The following is a 16,092-nucleotide window of genomic DNA, read 5'->3' on the forward strand; positions in this document are numbered from 1 at the left end:
CTATGTGCTTGAACTGTTTTGTTACCTATGTGGGTGAGTCATACCAGCAAGACCTTTTGGTTACTTTTGGGGCGTTTGCCAAAAGTGACCCGCCGTAAGGGCGGAACCCTAAGCAGCCATAACCGCAGCAACGGATATACACCCCAAAACCAAACCTCACCGAAGAAACCCGGCAACCGTCTCCGCAGCCGAAGCCAAATGGTCCGAATGCGTAAACCCAGAAACCTTGAGCGGCTTCAAATCATGATCCCCAGAGGCCAACCAAAACACCTCAATACTCGGCGATAGATCGTAAGCCTCGACAGCGTCCCGATTGCCAAGAGCATCCCGCTCCCCCTGAACAATCAACGTCCGAATCCGCAAAGAAGCCAGATGCTCAACCCGAGGTTTCTCCGGTTTCCCAACCGCATAAAACGGATATCCAAGACAGACAAGCGCATCAGCCCCCAACTCATCGGCCAAAAGACTGGCCATCCGCCCCCCCATCGACTTCCCGCCAACCGCCAAAACCCCAGCGACATGACGTCGCACTTCAGCGAACACTTCGCGCCAGCACTCAAGCAGTTTCGGCGCCGGATTCGGCGGGCGTTTACTGCCATCAACCCGCCGCTGCGCCATATAAGGAAACTCAAACCGCAACACGTTCACGCCCAATCCAGCAAGGCGCCCAGCCATATCCGTCATCCAGTCACTGTCCATCGGCGCACCCGCCCCATGGGCCAGGATCAATGTCGCCGAAGCCTTGCCCGACGCAGCATCCCAAAGCCACCCATGATCCCGCACGCACTGCGCCCATTGATCCCCGTCAATACTGGCCTTGTGCTGTTTGTCCATGCTTGCCTCGCTTTTAGTCTGCCTATAACTCCAGGCGAAGGATTCGCGGCGTTTTCTGCGCGCGCTCACTTCGGCTGAACCGTGGATGGGGAACCATGAACACTTCTATCAGTACCGCCTACAACTACAAGGTGGTCCGCCAATTCGCCATTATGACGGTGGTGTGGGGCATCGTCGGCATGGGGCTCGGGGTTTTTCTCGCGGCCCAATTGGTCTGGCCTGAACTCAACTTCAATTTGCCCTGGACCAGTTTCGGCCGTCTGCGCCCGCTGCACACCAACGCGGTGATCTTCGCCTTCGGTGGCTGTGCGCTGTTCGCCAGTTCGTTCTACTCGGTGCAGCGCACCTGCCAGACGCAATTGTTCGCGCCGAAAATCGCCGCGTTCTGCTTCTGGGGCTGGCAACTGGTGATCCTGCTGGCGGCGATCAGCCTGCCGCTGGGTTATACCAGCTCCAAGGAATACGCCGAGCTGGAATGGCCGATCGACATCCTGATCACCATCGTCTGGGTCGCCTACGCCATCGTGTTCTTCGGCACGATCATGCAGCGCAAGACCAAGCACATTTATGTGGGCAACTGGTTCTTCGGCGCGTTCATCATCACCGTGGCGATCCTGCACATCGTCAACAACCTCGAGTTGCCGGTGAGCTTCACCAAGTCCTACTCGGTGTACGCCGGTGCGACCGACGCGATGGTGCAATGGTGGTACGGCCACAACGCCGTAGGCTTTTTCCTCACCGCCGGTTTCCTCGGGATGATGTACTACTTCGTGCCGAAACAGGCCGAACGTCCGGTGTATTCGTATCGCCTGTCGATCGTGCACTTCTGGGCGCTGATCACCCTGTACATCTGGGCCGGCCCGCACCACCTGCACTACACCGCGCTGCCGGACTGGGCACAGTCGCTGGGCATGGTGATGTCGCTGATTCTGCTGGCACCGAGCTGGGGCGGCATGATCAACGGCATGATGACCCTCTCGGGCGCCTGGCATAAGTTGCGCAGCGACCCGATCCTGCGCTTCCTCGTGGTGTCGCTGGCGTTCTACGGCATGTCGACCTTCGAAGGTCCGATGATGGCGATCAAGACTGTAAACGCCCTCTCCCACTACACCGACTGGACCATCGGCCACGTTCACGCCGGCGCGCTCGGCTGGGTAGCGATGATTTCCATCGGCGCGCTGTACCACATGATCCCGAAAGTCTTCGGCAAAGAGCAGATGCACAGCATCGGCCTGATCAACGCGCACTTCTGGCTCGCGACCATCGGCACCGTGCTGTACATCGCCTCGATGTGGGTCAACGGTATCGCCCAGGGCCTGATGTGGCGCGCAGTCAACGAGGACGGCACGCTGACCTACTCCTTCGTCGAAACCCTGGTGGCCAGCCACCCAGGCTTCATCGTACGTCTGGTCGGTGGGGCGATCTTCCTCAGCGGCATGTTCCTGATGGCTTACAACACCTGGCGCACCGTGCGGGCCTCGCAGCCTGCTGACGTCGTTGCTGCCGCGCAGATGGCCTGAGGAGTCCGCCATGAAACACGAAACGATTGAAAAGAACGTCGGCCTGCTGATGCTGCTGATGGTGTTTGCCGTGAGCATCGGCGGCCTGACCCAGATCGTCCCGCTGTTCTTCCAGGACGTCACCAACAAACCGGTGGAAGGCATGAAGCCCTACACCGCGCTGCAACTGGAAGGCCGCGACATCTACATCCGCGAAGGCTGCGTCGGTTGCCACTCGCAGATGATCCGCCCGTTCCGCGCTGAAACCGAACGCTACGGGCACTACTCGGTGGCCGGCGAAAGCGTGTGGGATCACCCGTTCCTCTGGGGTTCCAAGCGTACCGGGCCGGACCTGGCCCGCGTCGGCGCGCGTTACTCGGATGACTGGCACCGCGCGCACTTGTACAACCCGCGCAACGTGGTACCCGAGTCGAAAATGCCGGCCTACCCGTGGCTGGTCACGCAAGCGGTCGACAGCAGCCACACCGAAACCAAGCTCAAGACCATGCGCACCCTCGGCGTGCCGTACACCGACGATGACATCAGCGGCGCGGTCGCCAGCCTCAAGGGCAAGACCGAGATGGACGCCCTCGTCTCCTACCTGCAAGTGCTTGGCACTGCGATCAAGAGCAAGAGGTGAGCCATGGTCATTGAAATGAGCACAGGCCTCATACGTGGCCTCGGCACGGTCGTGGTGTTCGTCGCCTTCGTCGGTCTGACCTTGTGGGTATTCAATCGCAAGCGCACCCCGGAGTTTGCCGAAGCACGTCTGCTGCCGTTCGCCGACGAGCCGCAACCCGACACTACCCCCGCATCTGAAACAAGGAGTACCCGGCCATGACCACCTTCTGGAGTACGTGGATCTGCGTACTGACCATCGGCAGCCTGATCGGCCTGACCTGGCTGCTGATCGGCACCCGCCGGGGCGAGACCAAGGGCAGCGTCGACCAGACCATGGGCCACAGCTTCGACGGCATCGAGGAGTACGACAACCCGCTGCCGCAGTGGTGGTTCATGCTGTTCGCCGGCACGCTGGTGTTTTCCGTGGGCTATCTGATCCTGTATCCGGGCCTGGGCAACTGGAAAGGCATTCTGCCCGGCTACGAGGACGGCTGGACCGGCGTCCACGAATGGGAAAAGGAAATGAGCAAGGCCGACGCCAAATTCGGGCCGATCTTCGCCAAGTTCGCCGCCATGCCGGTGGAAGAAGTGGCGAAGGATCCGCAGGCGCTGAAAATGGGTGGCCGACTGTTCGCCTCCAACTGCTCGGTGTGCCACGGTTCCGACGCCAAGGGCGCGTTCGGTTTCCCCAACCTGGCGGACAAGGACTGGCGCTGGGGCGGCAGTGCCGAGACCATCAAGACCACCATCATGGGTGGGCGGATGGCGGCGATGCCGGCCTGGGGCGAAGTGCTCGGCGAGACAGGTGTAAAGAACGTCGCGGCGTATGTGCGTCACGAACTGGCTGGCCTGCCGCTGCCGGCCGACAGCAAGGCTGACCTGCAGGCCGGACAGCAAGCGTTCAGCACCACCTGCGTAGCCTGTCATGGGGCAACCGGCCAAGGCACTGAAGCCATGGGTGCGCCGAACCTGACGCACCCGGCCGGATTTATCTATGGCACCAGCCTGACGCAGCTTGAGCAGACCATTCGCCATGGTCGCCAAGGCCATATGCCAGCGCAAAACGAATTGCTGGGCAACGATAAAGTGCAATTGCTGGCCGCTTATGTGTACAGCCTGTCACACGGATTGAATACAGAAAAACTGATTACCGAAGACAACAAGCAATAAGTATTGCGCACACCTCTGCCGCATCGTTCTCGGTGCGGCAGCACCCCGCCCCTTTGCGACGCATTGTCGCACCCCGTCACACCCTCTCCTTTCGAATCCTCCAATTCGGGTCTACGCTTGCTCGATGCGGACTGGCCCGTGCCGGTTCCAGGTCGACCTTGAGCGATGTGTTCGACAAATCGCCTGACTGACAGGGCGCAAAGCCCGGTAGATACCGGCTGTCGCGTCGATGACCGTCCGTCACCCGATCACTGCGTTGGAACACACCTCGTTACATCTGACCTGAACCCCTCGCTTTTTTCGTCCGCTGCGACATTTTGTCCGAGGCCGATTTTGTCCTTACGCGGCGTATGGAAAGGCCGCAGAATCAGCGTTGGAAAGCATTGACCCAGGTCATGGCGCGTTGCAATGACCCCCTGCTCTCTGCATACTTGCGGCCGATTTTAATCCTAATAAAACACCCAAACCGTGGAACCTTAGAATGAGCACAGCAATCAGTCCGACTGCTTATAACTATAAGGTAGTCCGCCAGTTCGCCATCATGACGGTGGTCTGGGGGATCCTTGGCATGGGGCTTGGTGTCTTCATCGCCTCGCAACTGGTCTGGCCGGAGTTGAACTTCGGTCTGCCGTGGACGAGCTTTGGACGCCTGCGCCCGTTGCACACAAACCTGGTGATTTTCGCCTTCGGTGGTTGTGCACTGTTTGCCACTTCCTACTATGTCGTGCAGAGAACCTGCCAGACGCGACTGATCTCCGACAGCCTCGCTGCCTTCACCTTCTGGGGCTGGCAGGCGGTTATCGTCGGCGCAATCATTACCTTGCCGCTGGGTTACACCACCACCAAGGAATACGCCGAACTGGAATGGCCGCTCGCCATTCTGCTGGCCATTGTCTGGGTCTCCTACGGGCTGGTGTTCTTCGGCACCATCACCAAGCGCAAGACCAAGCACATCTATGTCGGTAACTGGTTCTACGGCGCGTTCATCGTCGTGACCGCAATGCTGCACATCGTCAACCACGCCTCCCTGCCGGTCAGCTTCTTCAAGTCCTACTCCGCCTATTCGGGCGCAACCGACGCGATGATCCAGTGGTGGTACGGCCACAACGCCGTGGGTTTCTTCCTGACCACCGGCTTCCTCGGAATGATGTACTACTTCGTGCCGAAACAGGCCGAACGTCCGATCTACTCTTATCGCCTGTCGATCGTGCACTTCTGGGCACTGATCACCCTGTACATCTGGGCCGGCCCGCACCACCTGCACTACACCGCACTGCCGGATTGGGCACAATCGCTGGGCATGGCGATGTCGATCATCCTGCTGGCACCAAGCTGGGGCGGCATGATCAACGGCATGATGACCCTGTCGGGGGCCTGGCATAAGCTGCGCACCGACCCGATCCTGCGCTTCCTTGTGGTGTCGCTGGCGTTCTACGGCATGTCGACCTTCGAAGGTCCGATGATGGCGATCAAGACCGTCAACTCGCTCTCGCACTACACCGACTGGACCATCGGCCACGTACACGCCGGTGCGCTCGGCTGGGTAGCGATGATCTCGATCGGCGCGATCTACCACATGATCCCGAAACTGTTCGGCCGCGCGCAGATGCACAGTGTCGGCCTGATCAACGCACACTTCTGGCTCGCGACCATCGGTACCGTGCTCTACATCGCCTCGATGTGGGTCAACGGCATCACTCAGGGTCTGATGTGGCGTGCAATCAACGATGACGGCACCCTCACCTACTCGTTCGTCGAAGCGCTGCAGGCCAGCCACCCGGGCTACATTGTCCGTGCCCTGGGCGGTGCATTCTTCGCCAGCGGCATGTTCCTGATGGCTTACAACGTTTGGCGCACCGTGCGCGCCTCGAACCCGGTTGAAGCCGAAGCCGCCGCCCAGATCGCTGTCGTTGGAGCTCACTGATGAAGCATGAAGCTGTCGAGAAGAATATTGGCCTGCTGGCCTTCTTCATGGTTATCGCCGTCAGCATTGGCGGCCTGACCCAGATCGTTCCGCTGTTCTTCCAGGACGTCACCAACAAGCCGGTCGAAGGCATGAAGCCGCGCTCGGCACTGGAACTGGAAGGCCGCGACGTCTATATCGCCAACGGTTGTGTCGGCTGCCACTCGCAGATGATCCGTCCGTTCCGCGCCGAAACCGAACGCTACGGCCACTACTCGGTCGCTGGTGAAAGCGTCTGGGACCACCCGTTCCTGTGGGGTTCCAAACGTACCGGTCCGGATCTGGCTCGCGTGGGCGGTCGTTACTCCGATGACTGGCAGCGTGCGCACCTGTACAACCCGCGCAACGTAGTGCCTGAGTCGAAAATGCCGGCTTACCCGTTCCTCGTGGAAAACAAGCTCGACGGCAAAGACACAGCCAGGAAAATGGAAGTGTTGCGCACGCTCGGCGTCCCTTACACCGACGAAGACATCGCCGGTGCAAAAGAGGCCGTGAAGGGCAAAACCGAAATGGACGCGCTGGTGGCCTACCTTCAAGGCCTGGGCACCATCATCAAAAGCAAACGGTGATTCTTTATGGATATCGGGATGATTCGTGGCCTGGGCACCGTTGTCGTGATGGTGGCCTTCATCGGTTTGGCGTTGTGGGTATTCAGCCCCAAGCGCAAGTCGGAGTTTGAAGACGCAACCTTGCTGCCTTTTGCGGATGATCCCGAAGCCATCAAGCACGTCGAGCAAGCTTCTAGGAGTAACAAAGAATGACTACATTCTGGAGTCTGTACGTCACAGTCCTCAGTCTCGGTACGATCTTTTCCCTGACCTGGCTGCTGCTGTCGACCCGCAAGGGCCAGCGCAGCGAGCAGACGGAAGAGACCGTGGGCCACTCCTTCGACGGGATCGAGGAGTACGACAACCCACTGCCGAAATGGTGGTTCATGCTGTTTGTGGGCACCATCGTGTTCGCTCTCGGTTATCTGGTGCTGTACCCGGGTCTGGGCAACTGGAAAGGCTTGTTGCCGGGCTACAACTACCTCGATAACGACAAGCAGACCGCGTTCGCCAACGGCCAGACCGGCTGGACCGGCGTGCACGAGTGGGAAAAGGAAATGGCCCGCTCGGACGCCAAGTTCGGTCCGATCTTCGCCAAGTTCGCGGCGATGCCGATCGAGGAAGTCGCCAAGGATCCACAAGCACTGAAGATGGGCGGCCGTCTGTTCGCCTCCAACTGCTCGGTGTGCCACGGCTCCGACGCCAAAGGCGCCTATGGCTTCCCGAACCTGACCGACGCCGACTGGCGCTGGGGCGGCGAGCCGGAAACCATCAAGACCACCATCATGGGCGGTCGTCACGCGGTGATGCCGGCCTGGGCCGACGTCATTGGCGAGCAAGGCGTCGCCGACGTCGCAGCCTTCGTGGTCACTCAACTTGATGGCCGCAAACTGCCGGAAGGCACCAAGGCTGACCCGGCCAACGGCCAGAAACTGTTCGCCGCCAACTGCGTGGCCTGCCACGGACCGGAAGGCAAAGGCACCCCGGCGATGGGCGCACCGAACCTGACCCACCCGGCCGCGTTCATCTACGGTTCGAGCTTCGCCCAACTGCAGCAGACCATCCGTTACGGCCGTCAGGGCCAGATGCCTGCGCAGGAACAACTGCAAGGCAACGATAAGGTGCACTTGCTGGCAGCGTATGTTTACAGCCTGTCTCACGGTGACAAACCCGCTGAAGCCGAGGCCCAATAAGGCCAACGGCTGACGCAAAATAAAGCCCCCACCAGTGCTCTGGCGGGGGCTTTTTTATGGGCGACTGGCCCAGATCGATTTCACCGGTACTGTGGCCACCGGTTGACGATGGCGCCACTGATTACCCTCGACCAGACTCACCTCAAGTTGCTTGCGGTCTTTGGAAAAGCTGGCCGTCAGGTACGTCTGTTGAGAGGCCGCACCGCTGAGGAACATCGGCACACTGCCTATGTAGGTCTGGCTGCCACCCTCGCCGTGGTAATGGCCAGCAAACATCGCCGTCACCTGATATTTTTCAAGCATTTCGCGAAAGCGCTTCTGTTGCTCCCAACTGCCTGTCCAGTCATAGGGTTTGTGCATATTGATAATGATCGCGTAGCCCTGCGCTCGCGCTATTCGCAAATCATTTTCCAGCCAGTCCAGTGACTGTTTGATATCGAACGAGGTCGGATTCAGCGCATGGGAAATCTTCACCTGGTAAGTCGGCTCATTGTTCAACTGCACCAGATGTACTTCACCAATATTCTTTGAATACGCCAGACTGCCGAGATAGTGCTTATTCAAAAAGCTGCCACTCACTTCAAGATCGAACTGATCGACCTTATCCACGTGATGATCACGATAATCGACAATACTGCCCGCCGCGCAACTCTCACTGAAACAGTCATTCACGTTGTTCTGGTAATCATGATTACCCAACCCATAGAGAAATTGATCGCCAAAGTGTTTGTTCAGCATCGTCTTCATGAAGGAGCGCTGCCAGCCATGGCCGAACGCAGTGATGTCGCCGTTGATCATCAGCGGCACGGCGGCCTGGCCGCCCATTTCGTTGCGAAACTGCGCAATACTCGCAAACTGGCTCTCGACCAGCCATTTCGAGCGTTTTTCAAAGTCCGCGCTCGGCTCATCTTCACCACTGTCCGATTTTTCCGTCCACGGGTATTGCGGGTCCGAGGCAAATACCATGTGCAGCGGAACACCTTCATTGGCACTGGCAAGAGAACTCAGCGATAACATGCACAGACAAGCGAAAAGCTTTTTAACTTCCTTGATTTTCATAACACTCCATTATTCCATTAACTTTCAAAACACGAACATGCAACTAGCATGCTGCAGAACAGACACCAAACTATTCGAAATTAATAAAAAATTAAAAGTCTTCAATTAACTAATTATATTTCTACAGCATGGGCATAGCCGTTGAAATTAATACTTTGAGACACATGCCAGATGGACTCGTTTCAGCTTGCTCTGTAGGGTCTGCCAAAGGCCCGGTGACCCGCATCGGAGCCACTTCAAGGATGAAGCCGCTATGTTGAATGACGACAAAACCTGTCTCCTGGTTGATCAGCCTCTTACTGAATCTGATCATCCAACCGAATCATCGGAAAAAACCGTGGAAACCATTACCGCGACATTCGACAGTCCGTCACAACCCGATTCCAAAAGCACCACAAAACGCCATCGAAATACCGGCAGTCTCGATAGCCTGGGCGGTGGCAGGCTGCCCTGAGTCTTGAAGCCACGCCTGAATCAACCAGAGCCGGCCTGCGCCTTGTGCGGGGCTGGCTCGACTAATGCCAGCCATGGACCGACCAACGGACGGCTGAGTCCTGTCTTCCTCGATTGCCGCCCCCAAGGCGAAGTAGTAACGTTGCTACATCTGTATTGCGAGAGGTCAACCATGATGGCAATCACCACCATCTCCAGCCGTGAATTCAATCAGGACACCAGCAGCGCCAAAAAGGCTGCGCGTCTGGGTCCAGTGATCATCACAGACCGTGGCAAGGCCTCTCATGTCCTTTTGAGCATTGAGGAATATCAGAAACTGAGCGGCGCAAACACAAGCATTGTCGATTGGTTGGTCATGCCGGAGGCTGCCGACATCGATTTCGAAACCGAGCGCGCAGTCATCATTCATCGTCCCGTGGACCTGTCCTGATGTATTTACTCGACACCAATGTGATTTCCGAACTTCGCAAGCCGCAAGCCGATGCCAATGTGGTCAGTTGGGCCAAAGGCGTCATCGCCCCGCGTCTGTACATTTCCGCCATTACTCTGAAAGAACTGGAAACCGGAGTCCTGCGAATGGAACGGCGTGATCCTGCTCAAGGAAAGCTGTTGCGCAGTTGGCTGACGCGTCACGTCATGCCCGCATTCGAAGCGCGAATCCTGCCGGTTGATGCTGCAGTAGCGCTGCGTTGTGCCAGCCTGCATGTGCCCGACCAGGCCAATGAAAGCGATGCGTTGATCGCCGCCACGGCCCTGGTGCATGGACTCACGGTGGTCACGCGCAATGTCGATGATTTCCGCTCGAGCGGCGTCGCCCTGATCAACCCATGGGAGCAATGAATTAGCCGCCACTGCAAAACCGTCCATACTCAACAAGTCAATTGATCTGCATCAGGCTTTGCTGCATTCGCTACACCAATAATGCTTTTTTCCCAACGCGACCAAAGGTCGCACCCTTGAGTTAGAGCGACAGGCGTATCATTGCGCCACTGCAACACCCCTTTCTGACCGCGGTCGGCACGTATCGACCGAGGCATTTGTCCACTGCCGTGGGATGCAATGATGAGCAACCAGATTCCGGTACACGACGTCACACCGCCGAGCAAAAACGCGAACAACAGCGTCGACCTTTACGCCTCTCGAGAAAAAATCTACACCCGTGCTTTCACTGGCCTGTTCCGCAATCTGCGGATGATGGGCGGCGCTGCGCTGTTCCTGTTGTATTTCGGTACGGTGTGGCTGAACTGGGGCGGGCATCAGGCGGTGTGGTGGAACCTGCCGGAACGCAAGTTTTTCATCTTCGGCGCCACGTTCTGGCCGCAGGACTTCATCCTGCTGTCTGGCCTGCTGATCATTGCCGCGTTCGGCCTGTTCTTCATCACCGTTTACGCCGGCCGGGTCTGGTGCGGCTACACCTGCCCGCAAAGCGTGTGGACGTGGATTTTCATGTGGTGCGAGAAAGTCACCGAAGGCGACCGCAACCAGCGTATCAAGCTCGATAAAGCGCCAATGAGCGGCAACAAGTTCCTGCGCAAGCTCGCCAAACATTCGCTGTGGCTACTGATCGGTTTCGTCACTGGCATGACCTTCGTCGGCTACTTCTCGCCGATCCGCGAACTGGTGTTCGATTTCTTCACTGGCCAGGCCGATGGCTGGTCGTATTTCTGGGTCGGTTTCTTCACCCTCGCCACCTACGGCAACGCCGGCTGGCTGCGCGAGCAGGTGTGCATCTACATGTGCCCCTATGCACGTTTCCAGAGCGTGATGTTCGACAAGGACACCCTGATCGTATCCTACGACCCGCGTCGCGGCGAAAGCCGTGGCCCGCGCAAGAAAGGTGTCGACTACAAGGCTATGGGCCTGGGCGACTGCATCGATTGCACCATGTGCGTTCAGGTGTGCCCGACCGGTATCGACATCCGTGACGGCCTGCAGATCGAGTGCATCGGTTGCGCCGCGTGCATCGACGCCTGCGACGCGATCATGGACAAGATGGACTACCCGCGCGGCCTCATCAGTTACACCACCGAACACAACCTCTCGGGCCAGAAAACCCATAAACTGCGGCCACGCCTGATCGGCTATGCGGTGGTGCTGCTGGCGATGATCAGCCTGCTGGTGACCGCATTCTTCATGCGCTCGCTGGTCGGTTTCGACGTCAGCAAGGACCGCGTGCTGTACCGCGAGAACGCCGAAGGCCGGATCGAAAACGTCTACAGCCTGAAGATCATGAACAAGGATCAGCGCGACCACACCTACGTGCTGGAGGCCGTCGGCCTGCCGGATCTGCGCCTGCAAGGCAAACGCGAGATCAAGGTCCCGGCCGGCGAAATCTTCAGCATGCCGGTGGAGTTGTCGAGCGCACCGGAACAATTGCCGTCGAGCACCAACGAGGTGAAATTCATCCTCAAGGACGCCGACGACGACAGCGTCCACGTTGAAGCCAAGAGCCGATTCATCGGCCCACAAACCCGTTGAGAGAACTGAACATGCCCGCCGCAAACGCCGCAAGCCCTTGGTACAAGCACCTCTGGCCATGGATCATCATCGGTATCCTGGCCTGCTCGGTGACGTTGACCCTGTCAATGGTGACCATTGCGGTGAACAACCCGGACAACCTGGTCAACGACAACTACTACGAGGCCGGCAAAGGCATCAACCGCTCGCTGGACCGTGAACTGTTGGCGCAGGAGTTGAAGATGCGCGCCAACGTCCATCTGGATGAACTCACCGGCGAAGTCGACCTGCGCCTCAGCGGTGACAGCCAGCCGAAAACCCTGGAACTGAACCTGATCTCGCCGACCCAGCCGGAGAAGGATCGCAAGATTGTCCTGACCCGCAGTGAAACCGAAGCCGGCCGTTACATCGGCCAGTTGGGCGACAAGGTCGAAGGTCGGCGTTTTGTCGAATTGCTGGGCACTCAGGACGACCACGTGTGGCGCATGTTCGAAGAAGAACAGGTCAGCCATGACAAGGATCTGCTGCTCGGTGACGAACCGTTGCAGGGCGCTGAAGACCTGGATAAATAAATAAACTGCAGAAGCCCCTCACCCTAACCCTCTCCCGGAGGGAGAGGGGACTGATTTCGGCCGCTCGCATGCCTTGTGTATGGCAGTGACGATATCCGTGGATGCACCTCTTTTCCGGCCTCCATCAATCGGCTCCCTCTCCCTCCGGGAGAGGGCTGGGGTGAGGGCAAGCGGACAACCCCAATGCAAGGGCTTACCCCCTCAACGATGCCATGACCACCCCACTCCCCTGCTACCACTGCGCCCTGCCCGTTCCGTCGGGCAGTCGCTTTACCGCCGTCGTGCTCGGGGAGTCCCGCGAGTTCTGCTGCCCCGGCTGTCAGGCCGTGGCCGAAGCCATCGTCGCCGGTGGTCTGGAAAGCTATTACCAGCATCGCAGCGAAGCCTCGGCCAACCCCGAAGCCTTGCCGGTGCAATTGACCGATGAATTGGCGCTGTACGACCGCGCCGACGTGCAAAAATCCTTCGTCCGTCACGCGGGCGAACTCGCCGAAACCACGCTGTTGATGGAAGGCATCAGTTGCGCCGCCTGCGGCTGGCTGATCGAGAAACACCTGCGCACCCTGCCGGCAGTGGCCGAGGCGCGACTGAATCTGTCCAACCATCGCCTGCATGTGCAATGGGCCGACGCGCAATTGCCGCTGAGCCAGATCCTCGCCGAGCTGCGCCACATCGGTTACGTCGCCCACCCGTATCAGGCCGACCGCGCCAGCGAGCAACTGGCCAGCGAAAATCGCCTCGCGTTGCGCCAGCTCGGCGTCGCCGGATTGCTGTGGTTTCAGGCAATGATGGCGACCATGGCCACCTGGCCGGAATTCAACATCGACCTCAGCCCCGAATTGCACACGATCCTGCGCTGGGTCGCGCTATTTCTCACAACACCGATCGTGTTCTACAGCTGCGCGCCGTTCTTCAAGGGCGCGATGCGCGATCTGCGCACCCGCCACCTGACCATGGACGTCTCGGTGTCGCTGGCCATCGGCAGCGCCTACATCGCCGGGATCTGGACATCGATCACCGGCGTCGGTGAGCTGTATTTCGATGCGGTCGGGATGTTTGCGCTGTTCCTGCTCGCCGGGCGTTATCTGGAACGCCGTGCCCGCGAACGCACCGCCGCCGCCACCGCGCAGCTTGTAAACCTGCTGCCGGCCTCGTGCCTGCGTCTCGACACCGACGGCCAGAGCGAACGCATCCTGCTCAGCGAACTGCGCCTGGGTGACCGGGTGCTGGTGCAACCAGGTTCGATCCTGCCGGCGGATGGCAGGATTCTCGATGGCCAGTCAAGCATCGACGAATCGCTGCTGACCGGCGAATACCTGCCGCAACCGCGCACGCTGGGCGATGCGGTCACCGCGGGCACGCTGAATGTCGAAGGCGCGCTCACCGTCGAAGTACTGGCACTGGGTCAGGACACACGCCTGTCGGCCATCGTCCGCCTGCTCGATCGCGCCCAGGCCGAGAAACCGCGCCTGGCGGAAATCGCCGACCGCGCTGCGCAGTGGTTCCTGCTGTTGTCGCTGATTGCGGCGGCAGCCATCGGCCTGTTGTGGTGGGAACTGGATGCGTCGCGGGCGTTCTGGATCGTCCTGGCGATGCTGGTCGCGACCTGCCCTTGCGCGCTGTCGCTGGCAACCCCGACGGCGTTGACCGCCGCCACCGGCACCCTGCACAAACTCGGCCTGTTGCTGACGCGCGGGCATGTGCTGGAAGGCCTGAACCAGATCGACACGGTGATCTTCGACAAGACCGGCACACTCACCGAAGGCCGCCTGGTCCTGCGCTCGATTCGCCCGCTGGGCACACTCAGCAGCGACCAGTGCCTGAGCCTTGCCGCCGCCCTGGAAAACCGTTCGGAACACCCGATTGCCCGCGCCTTCGGTCGTGCGCCACTGGCCGCTGAAGATGTGCACAGCACGCCGGGACTCGGTCTCGAAGGACGGGTAGGTACACAGCGCTTGCGCATTGGTCAGGCGGAGTTTGTCTGCGCCCTCAGCGGTGCGCCGTTGCCGGCGATGCCGGATGAGCCGGGTCAGTGGCTGCTGCTCGGTGATGACTCGGCAGCGCTGGCGTGGTTCGTCCTCGACGATCGCCTGCGCGACGATGCGCCCGCCCTGCTCGCCGCGTGCAAGGCGCGTGGCTGGCGCACATTGCTGCTGTCCGGCGACAGCTCGCCGATGGTCGCCAGCGTCGCCGCCGAACTGGGCATCGACGAAGCCCGTGGCGGTTTGCGTCCGGACGACAAACTGCACGTGTTGCAGCAGTTGCATCAACAAGGACGCAAGGTGTTGATGCTCGGTGACGGGGTCAACGACGTGCCGGTGCTGGCCGCTGCCGACATCAGCGTGGCCATGGGTTCGGCCACTGATCTGGCGAAAACCAGTGCCGACGCGGTGCTGCTGTCCAACCGCCTCGATGCGCTGGTACACGCCTTCACGTTAGCGCGCAGAACCCGTCGGGTAATCATCGAGAACCTGCTGTGGGCGGCGCTGTACAATGGCCTCATGTTGCCGTTCGCCGCCCTCGGCTGGATCACCCCGGTGTGGGCTGCGGTCGGCATGTCGATCAGTTCGTTGACCGTGGTGCTCAACGCCCTGCGCCTGACTCGCCTGCCGAGCGCGCCGGTTGCCGGCACCCGTTCAGAAACCCGCCCGTTGCCGGCTTGAGCCGCGCGGGCCTGGAGTACCGATGCCAGCTCTTTACGTGATGATCCCCGCCGCCCTGCTGATCGTGGCCATCGCTGTGTACATCTTCTTCTGGGCGGTGGACAGCGGTCAGTACGACGACCTTGATGGCCCGGCCCACAGCATCCTGTTCGATGATCAGGACCCGAACCACACCGCCGCCGTCGACGAAGCCAAATCCGACCAGCCGCAGGACAAGGCGCCACCCCATGCTTGAGCTGGCGCCTCTCCTGGTTTCCGCGCTGATCCTCGGCCTGCTCGGTGGCGGGCATTGCCTGGGCATGTGCGGCGGCCTGATGGGCGCGCTGACCCTGGCGATTCCCAAGGAACAGCGCAGCCGGCGCTTTCGTCTGCTGCTGGCGTACAACCTCGGACGGATCCTTAGCTACGCGACGGCCGGCTTGCTGATCGGGCTGGCTGGCTGGGCGGTGGCGAACAGTCCGGCGGCGATGTTCATGCGTATTCTCGCCGGGTTGCTGCTGATTGCCATGGGCCTGTATCTGGCCGGCTGGTGGAGCGGCCTGACCCGTATCGAAAGCCTCGGCCGTGGCTTGTGGCGTTACATTCAGCCGGTGGCCAACCGCTTGCTGCCGGTGTCGAGTTTGCCCCGCGCCCTGCTGCTCGGCGCACTGTGGGGCTGGCTGCCGTGCGGACTGGTTTACAGCACGCTGCTGTGGTCGGCGAGCCAGGGCAATGCGCTGGACAGTGGGTTGTTGATGCTGGCGTTCGGGCTGGGCACTTGGCCGGTGCTACTCGCCACCGGACTGGCTGCCGAGCGGGTGACGGCGTTACTGCGCAAACGCAGCGTGCGCGTGGCCGGTGGCTTGCTGGTGATTCTGTTCGGGATCTGGACTTTGCCGGGGCCGCATCAACATTGGTTGATGGGTCACTAAAACTGTGGCGAGGGAGCTTGCTCCCGCTGGGGTGCAAAGCGCCCCCTCGCGATTTGACAACAAACCAGGGGCCTGCTGCGCAGTCCAGCGGGAGCAAGCTCCCTCGCCACAAAAGCAGTCACTACCAATCCGCCGTTGATGCAAATCAA

At 60.0% G+C, this 16,092-nt stretch carries 18 protein-coding genes; 16 read left to right on the plus strand and 2 right to left on the minus strand.

What is annotated here, in order from left to right; genetic code table 11:
* Positions 1 to 156: 156 nt before the first annotated feature.
* Complete coding sequence (locus tag B1722_RS26550; protein ID WP_041067882.1) at positions 157 to 834, minus strand: alpha/beta family hydrolase; 678 nt, start codon at positions 832 to 834, stop codon at positions 157 to 159.
* A 95-nt stretch (positions 835 to 929) separates the two neighbouring features.
* On the opposite strand from B1722_RS26550, the gene ccoN (B1722_RS26555) reads away from it, so the two are divergent.
* From ccoN (B1722_RS26555) to ccoP (B1722_RS26590), 8 genes are all read left to right on the plus strand, one after another.
* Complete coding sequence (ccoN, locus tag B1722_RS26555) at positions 930 to 2,354, plus strand: cytochrome-c oxidase, cbb3-type subunit I (RefSeq protein WP_041067879.1); 1,425 nt, start codon at positions 930 to 932, stop codon at positions 2,352 to 2,354.
* Positions 2,355 to 2,364: 10 nt separating this feature from the next.
* Positions 2,365 to 2,973 (plus strand): cytochrome-c oxidase, cbb3-type subunit II, encoded by a 609-nt coding sequence (gene ccoO, locus B1722_RS26560; RefSeq protein WP_003223389.1) that lies wholly within the window; start codon positions 2,365 to 2,367, stop codon positions 2,971 to 2,973.
* A 3-nt stretch (positions 2,974 to 2,976) separates the two neighbouring features.
* The gene (locus B1722_RS26565; RefSeq protein WP_041067875.1) at positions 2,977 to 3,174 is read left to right on the plus strand and encodes a cbb3-type cytochrome c oxidase subunit 3; all 198 of its coding nucleotides are present in this window, start codon (positions 2,977 to 2,979) and stop codon (positions 3,172 to 3,174) included.
* Positions 3,171 to 4,124: a cytochrome-c oxidase, cbb3-type subunit III gene (gene ccoP, locus B1722_RS26570; RefSeq protein WP_041067872.1), complete on the plus strand. Its 954-nt coding sequence runs from the start codon at positions 3,171 to 3,173 to the stop codon at positions 4,122 to 4,124. Before B1722_RS26565 ends, ccoP (B1722_RS26570) begins: the two co-directional genes overlap by 4 nt.
* Positions 4,125 to 4,605: 481 nt before the next feature.
* Positions 4,606 to 6,048 (plus strand): cytochrome-c oxidase, cbb3-type subunit I, encoded by a 1,443-nt coding sequence (ccoN, locus tag B1722_RS26575; protein WP_047293093.1) that lies wholly within the window; start codon positions 4,606 to 4,608, stop codon positions 6,046 to 6,048.
* Entirely contained in the window at positions 6,048 to 6,656 is a 609-nt protein-coding gene (gene ccoO, locus B1722_RS26580; RefSeq protein ID WP_041067866.1) for a cytochrome-c oxidase, cbb3-type subunit II, read from the plus strand. The genes ccoN (B1722_RS26575) and ccoO (B1722_RS26580) overlap by 1 nt, the downstream gene beginning before the upstream one ends.
* Positions 6,657 to 6,662: 6 nt before the next feature.
* A complete protein-coding gene (locus B1722_RS26585) occupies positions 6,663 to 6,848 on the plus strand; it encodes a CcoQ/FixQ family Cbb3-type cytochrome c oxidase assembly chaperone (RefSeq protein WP_003175465.1) in 186 nt (61 codons plus the stop codon).
* The gene (gene ccoP, locus B1722_RS26590; RefSeq protein ID WP_041067842.1) at positions 6,845 to 7,828 is read left to right on the plus strand and encodes a cytochrome-c oxidase, cbb3-type subunit III; all 984 of its coding nucleotides are present in this window, start codon (positions 6,845 to 6,847) and stop codon (positions 7,826 to 7,828) included. Before B1722_RS26585 ends, ccoP (B1722_RS26590) begins: the two co-directional genes overlap by 4 nt.
* 54 nt (positions 7,829 to 7,882) lie before the next feature.
* Here ccoP (B1722_RS26590) and B1722_RS26595 read toward each other — a convergent pair whose 3' ends face one another.
* Positions 7,883 to 8,887, minus strand: coding sequence for a metallophosphoesterase (locus tag B1722_RS26595; protein WP_086794898.1), 1,005 nt, complete (start codon positions 8,885 to 8,887; stop codon positions 7,883 to 7,885).
* Between the two features lie 253 nt (positions 8,888 to 9,140).
* Here B1722_RS26595 and B1722_RS26600 point away from each other — a divergent pair, with 253 nt between their 5' ends.
* The 8 genes from B1722_RS26600 to B1722_RS26635 all read left to right on the plus strand — a co-directional run bounded on the left by B1722_RS26600 (position 9,141) and on the right by B1722_RS26635 (position 15,943).
* Positions 9,141 to 9,341: a hypothetical protein gene (locus B1722_RS26600; RefSeq protein ID WP_084234174.1), complete on the plus strand. Its 201-nt coding sequence runs from the start codon at positions 9,141 to 9,143 to the stop codon at positions 9,339 to 9,341.
* Positions 9,342 to 9,515: 174 nt separating this feature from the next.
* Positions 9,516 to 9,770 (plus strand): type II toxin-antitoxin system Phd/YefM family antitoxin, encoded by a 255-nt coding sequence (locus B1722_RS26605; protein ID WP_041067899.1) that lies wholly within the window; start codon positions 9,516 to 9,518, stop codon positions 9,768 to 9,770.
* Positions 9,770 to 10,180, plus strand: coding sequence for a type II toxin-antitoxin system VapC family toxin (locus B1722_RS26610; RefSeq protein WP_041067833.1), 411 nt, complete (start codon positions 9,770 to 9,772; stop codon positions 10,178 to 10,180). Before B1722_RS26605 ends, B1722_RS26610 begins: the two co-directional genes overlap by 1 nt.
* A gap of 222 nt (positions 10,181 to 10,402) precedes the next feature.
* Positions 10,403 to 11,818 carry a cytochrome c oxidase accessory protein CcoG gene (ccoG, locus tag B1722_RS26615; RefSeq protein WP_086794899.1) on the plus strand — a complete coding sequence of 472 codons (1,416 nt, stop codon included), beginning with the start codon at positions 10,403 to 10,405 and terminating at the stop codon, positions 11,816 to 11,818.
* Positions 11,819 to 11,829: 11 nt separating this feature from the next.
* Positions 11,830 to 12,369, plus strand: a complete 540-nt coding sequence (locus tag B1722_RS26620) for a FixH family protein (protein ID WP_041067828.1) — start codon at positions 11,830 to 11,832, stop codon at positions 12,367 to 12,369.
* 212 nt (positions 12,370 to 12,581) lie between these two features.
* A complete protein-coding gene (locus tag B1722_RS26625; protein ID WP_086794900.1) occupies positions 12,582 to 15,032 on the plus strand; it encodes a heavy metal translocating P-type ATPase in 2,451 nt (816 codons plus the stop codon).
* Positions 15,033 to 15,054: 22 nt separating this feature from the next.
* A complete protein-coding gene (ccoS, locus tag B1722_RS26630) occupies positions 15,055 to 15,267 on the plus strand; it encodes a cbb3-type cytochrome oxidase assembly protein CcoS (protein ID WP_041067822.1) in 213 nt (70 codons plus the stop codon).
* Entirely contained in the window at positions 15,260 to 15,943 is a 684-nt protein-coding gene (locus B1722_RS26635) for a sulfite exporter TauE/SafE family protein (protein WP_041067819.1), read from the plus strand. The genes ccoS and B1722_RS26635 overlap by 8 nt, the downstream gene beginning before the upstream one ends.
* Positions 15,944 to 16,092: the final 149 nt, after the last annotated feature.

Origin of the sequence: Pseudomonas sp. SCPG-7, from assembly GCF_002156405.1 — a bacterium.
In the GTDB taxonomy this organism is placed as follows: domain Bacteria; phylum Pseudomonadota; class Gammaproteobacteria; order Pseudomonadales; family Pseudomonadaceae; genus Aquipseudomonas; species Aquipseudomonas parakoreensis.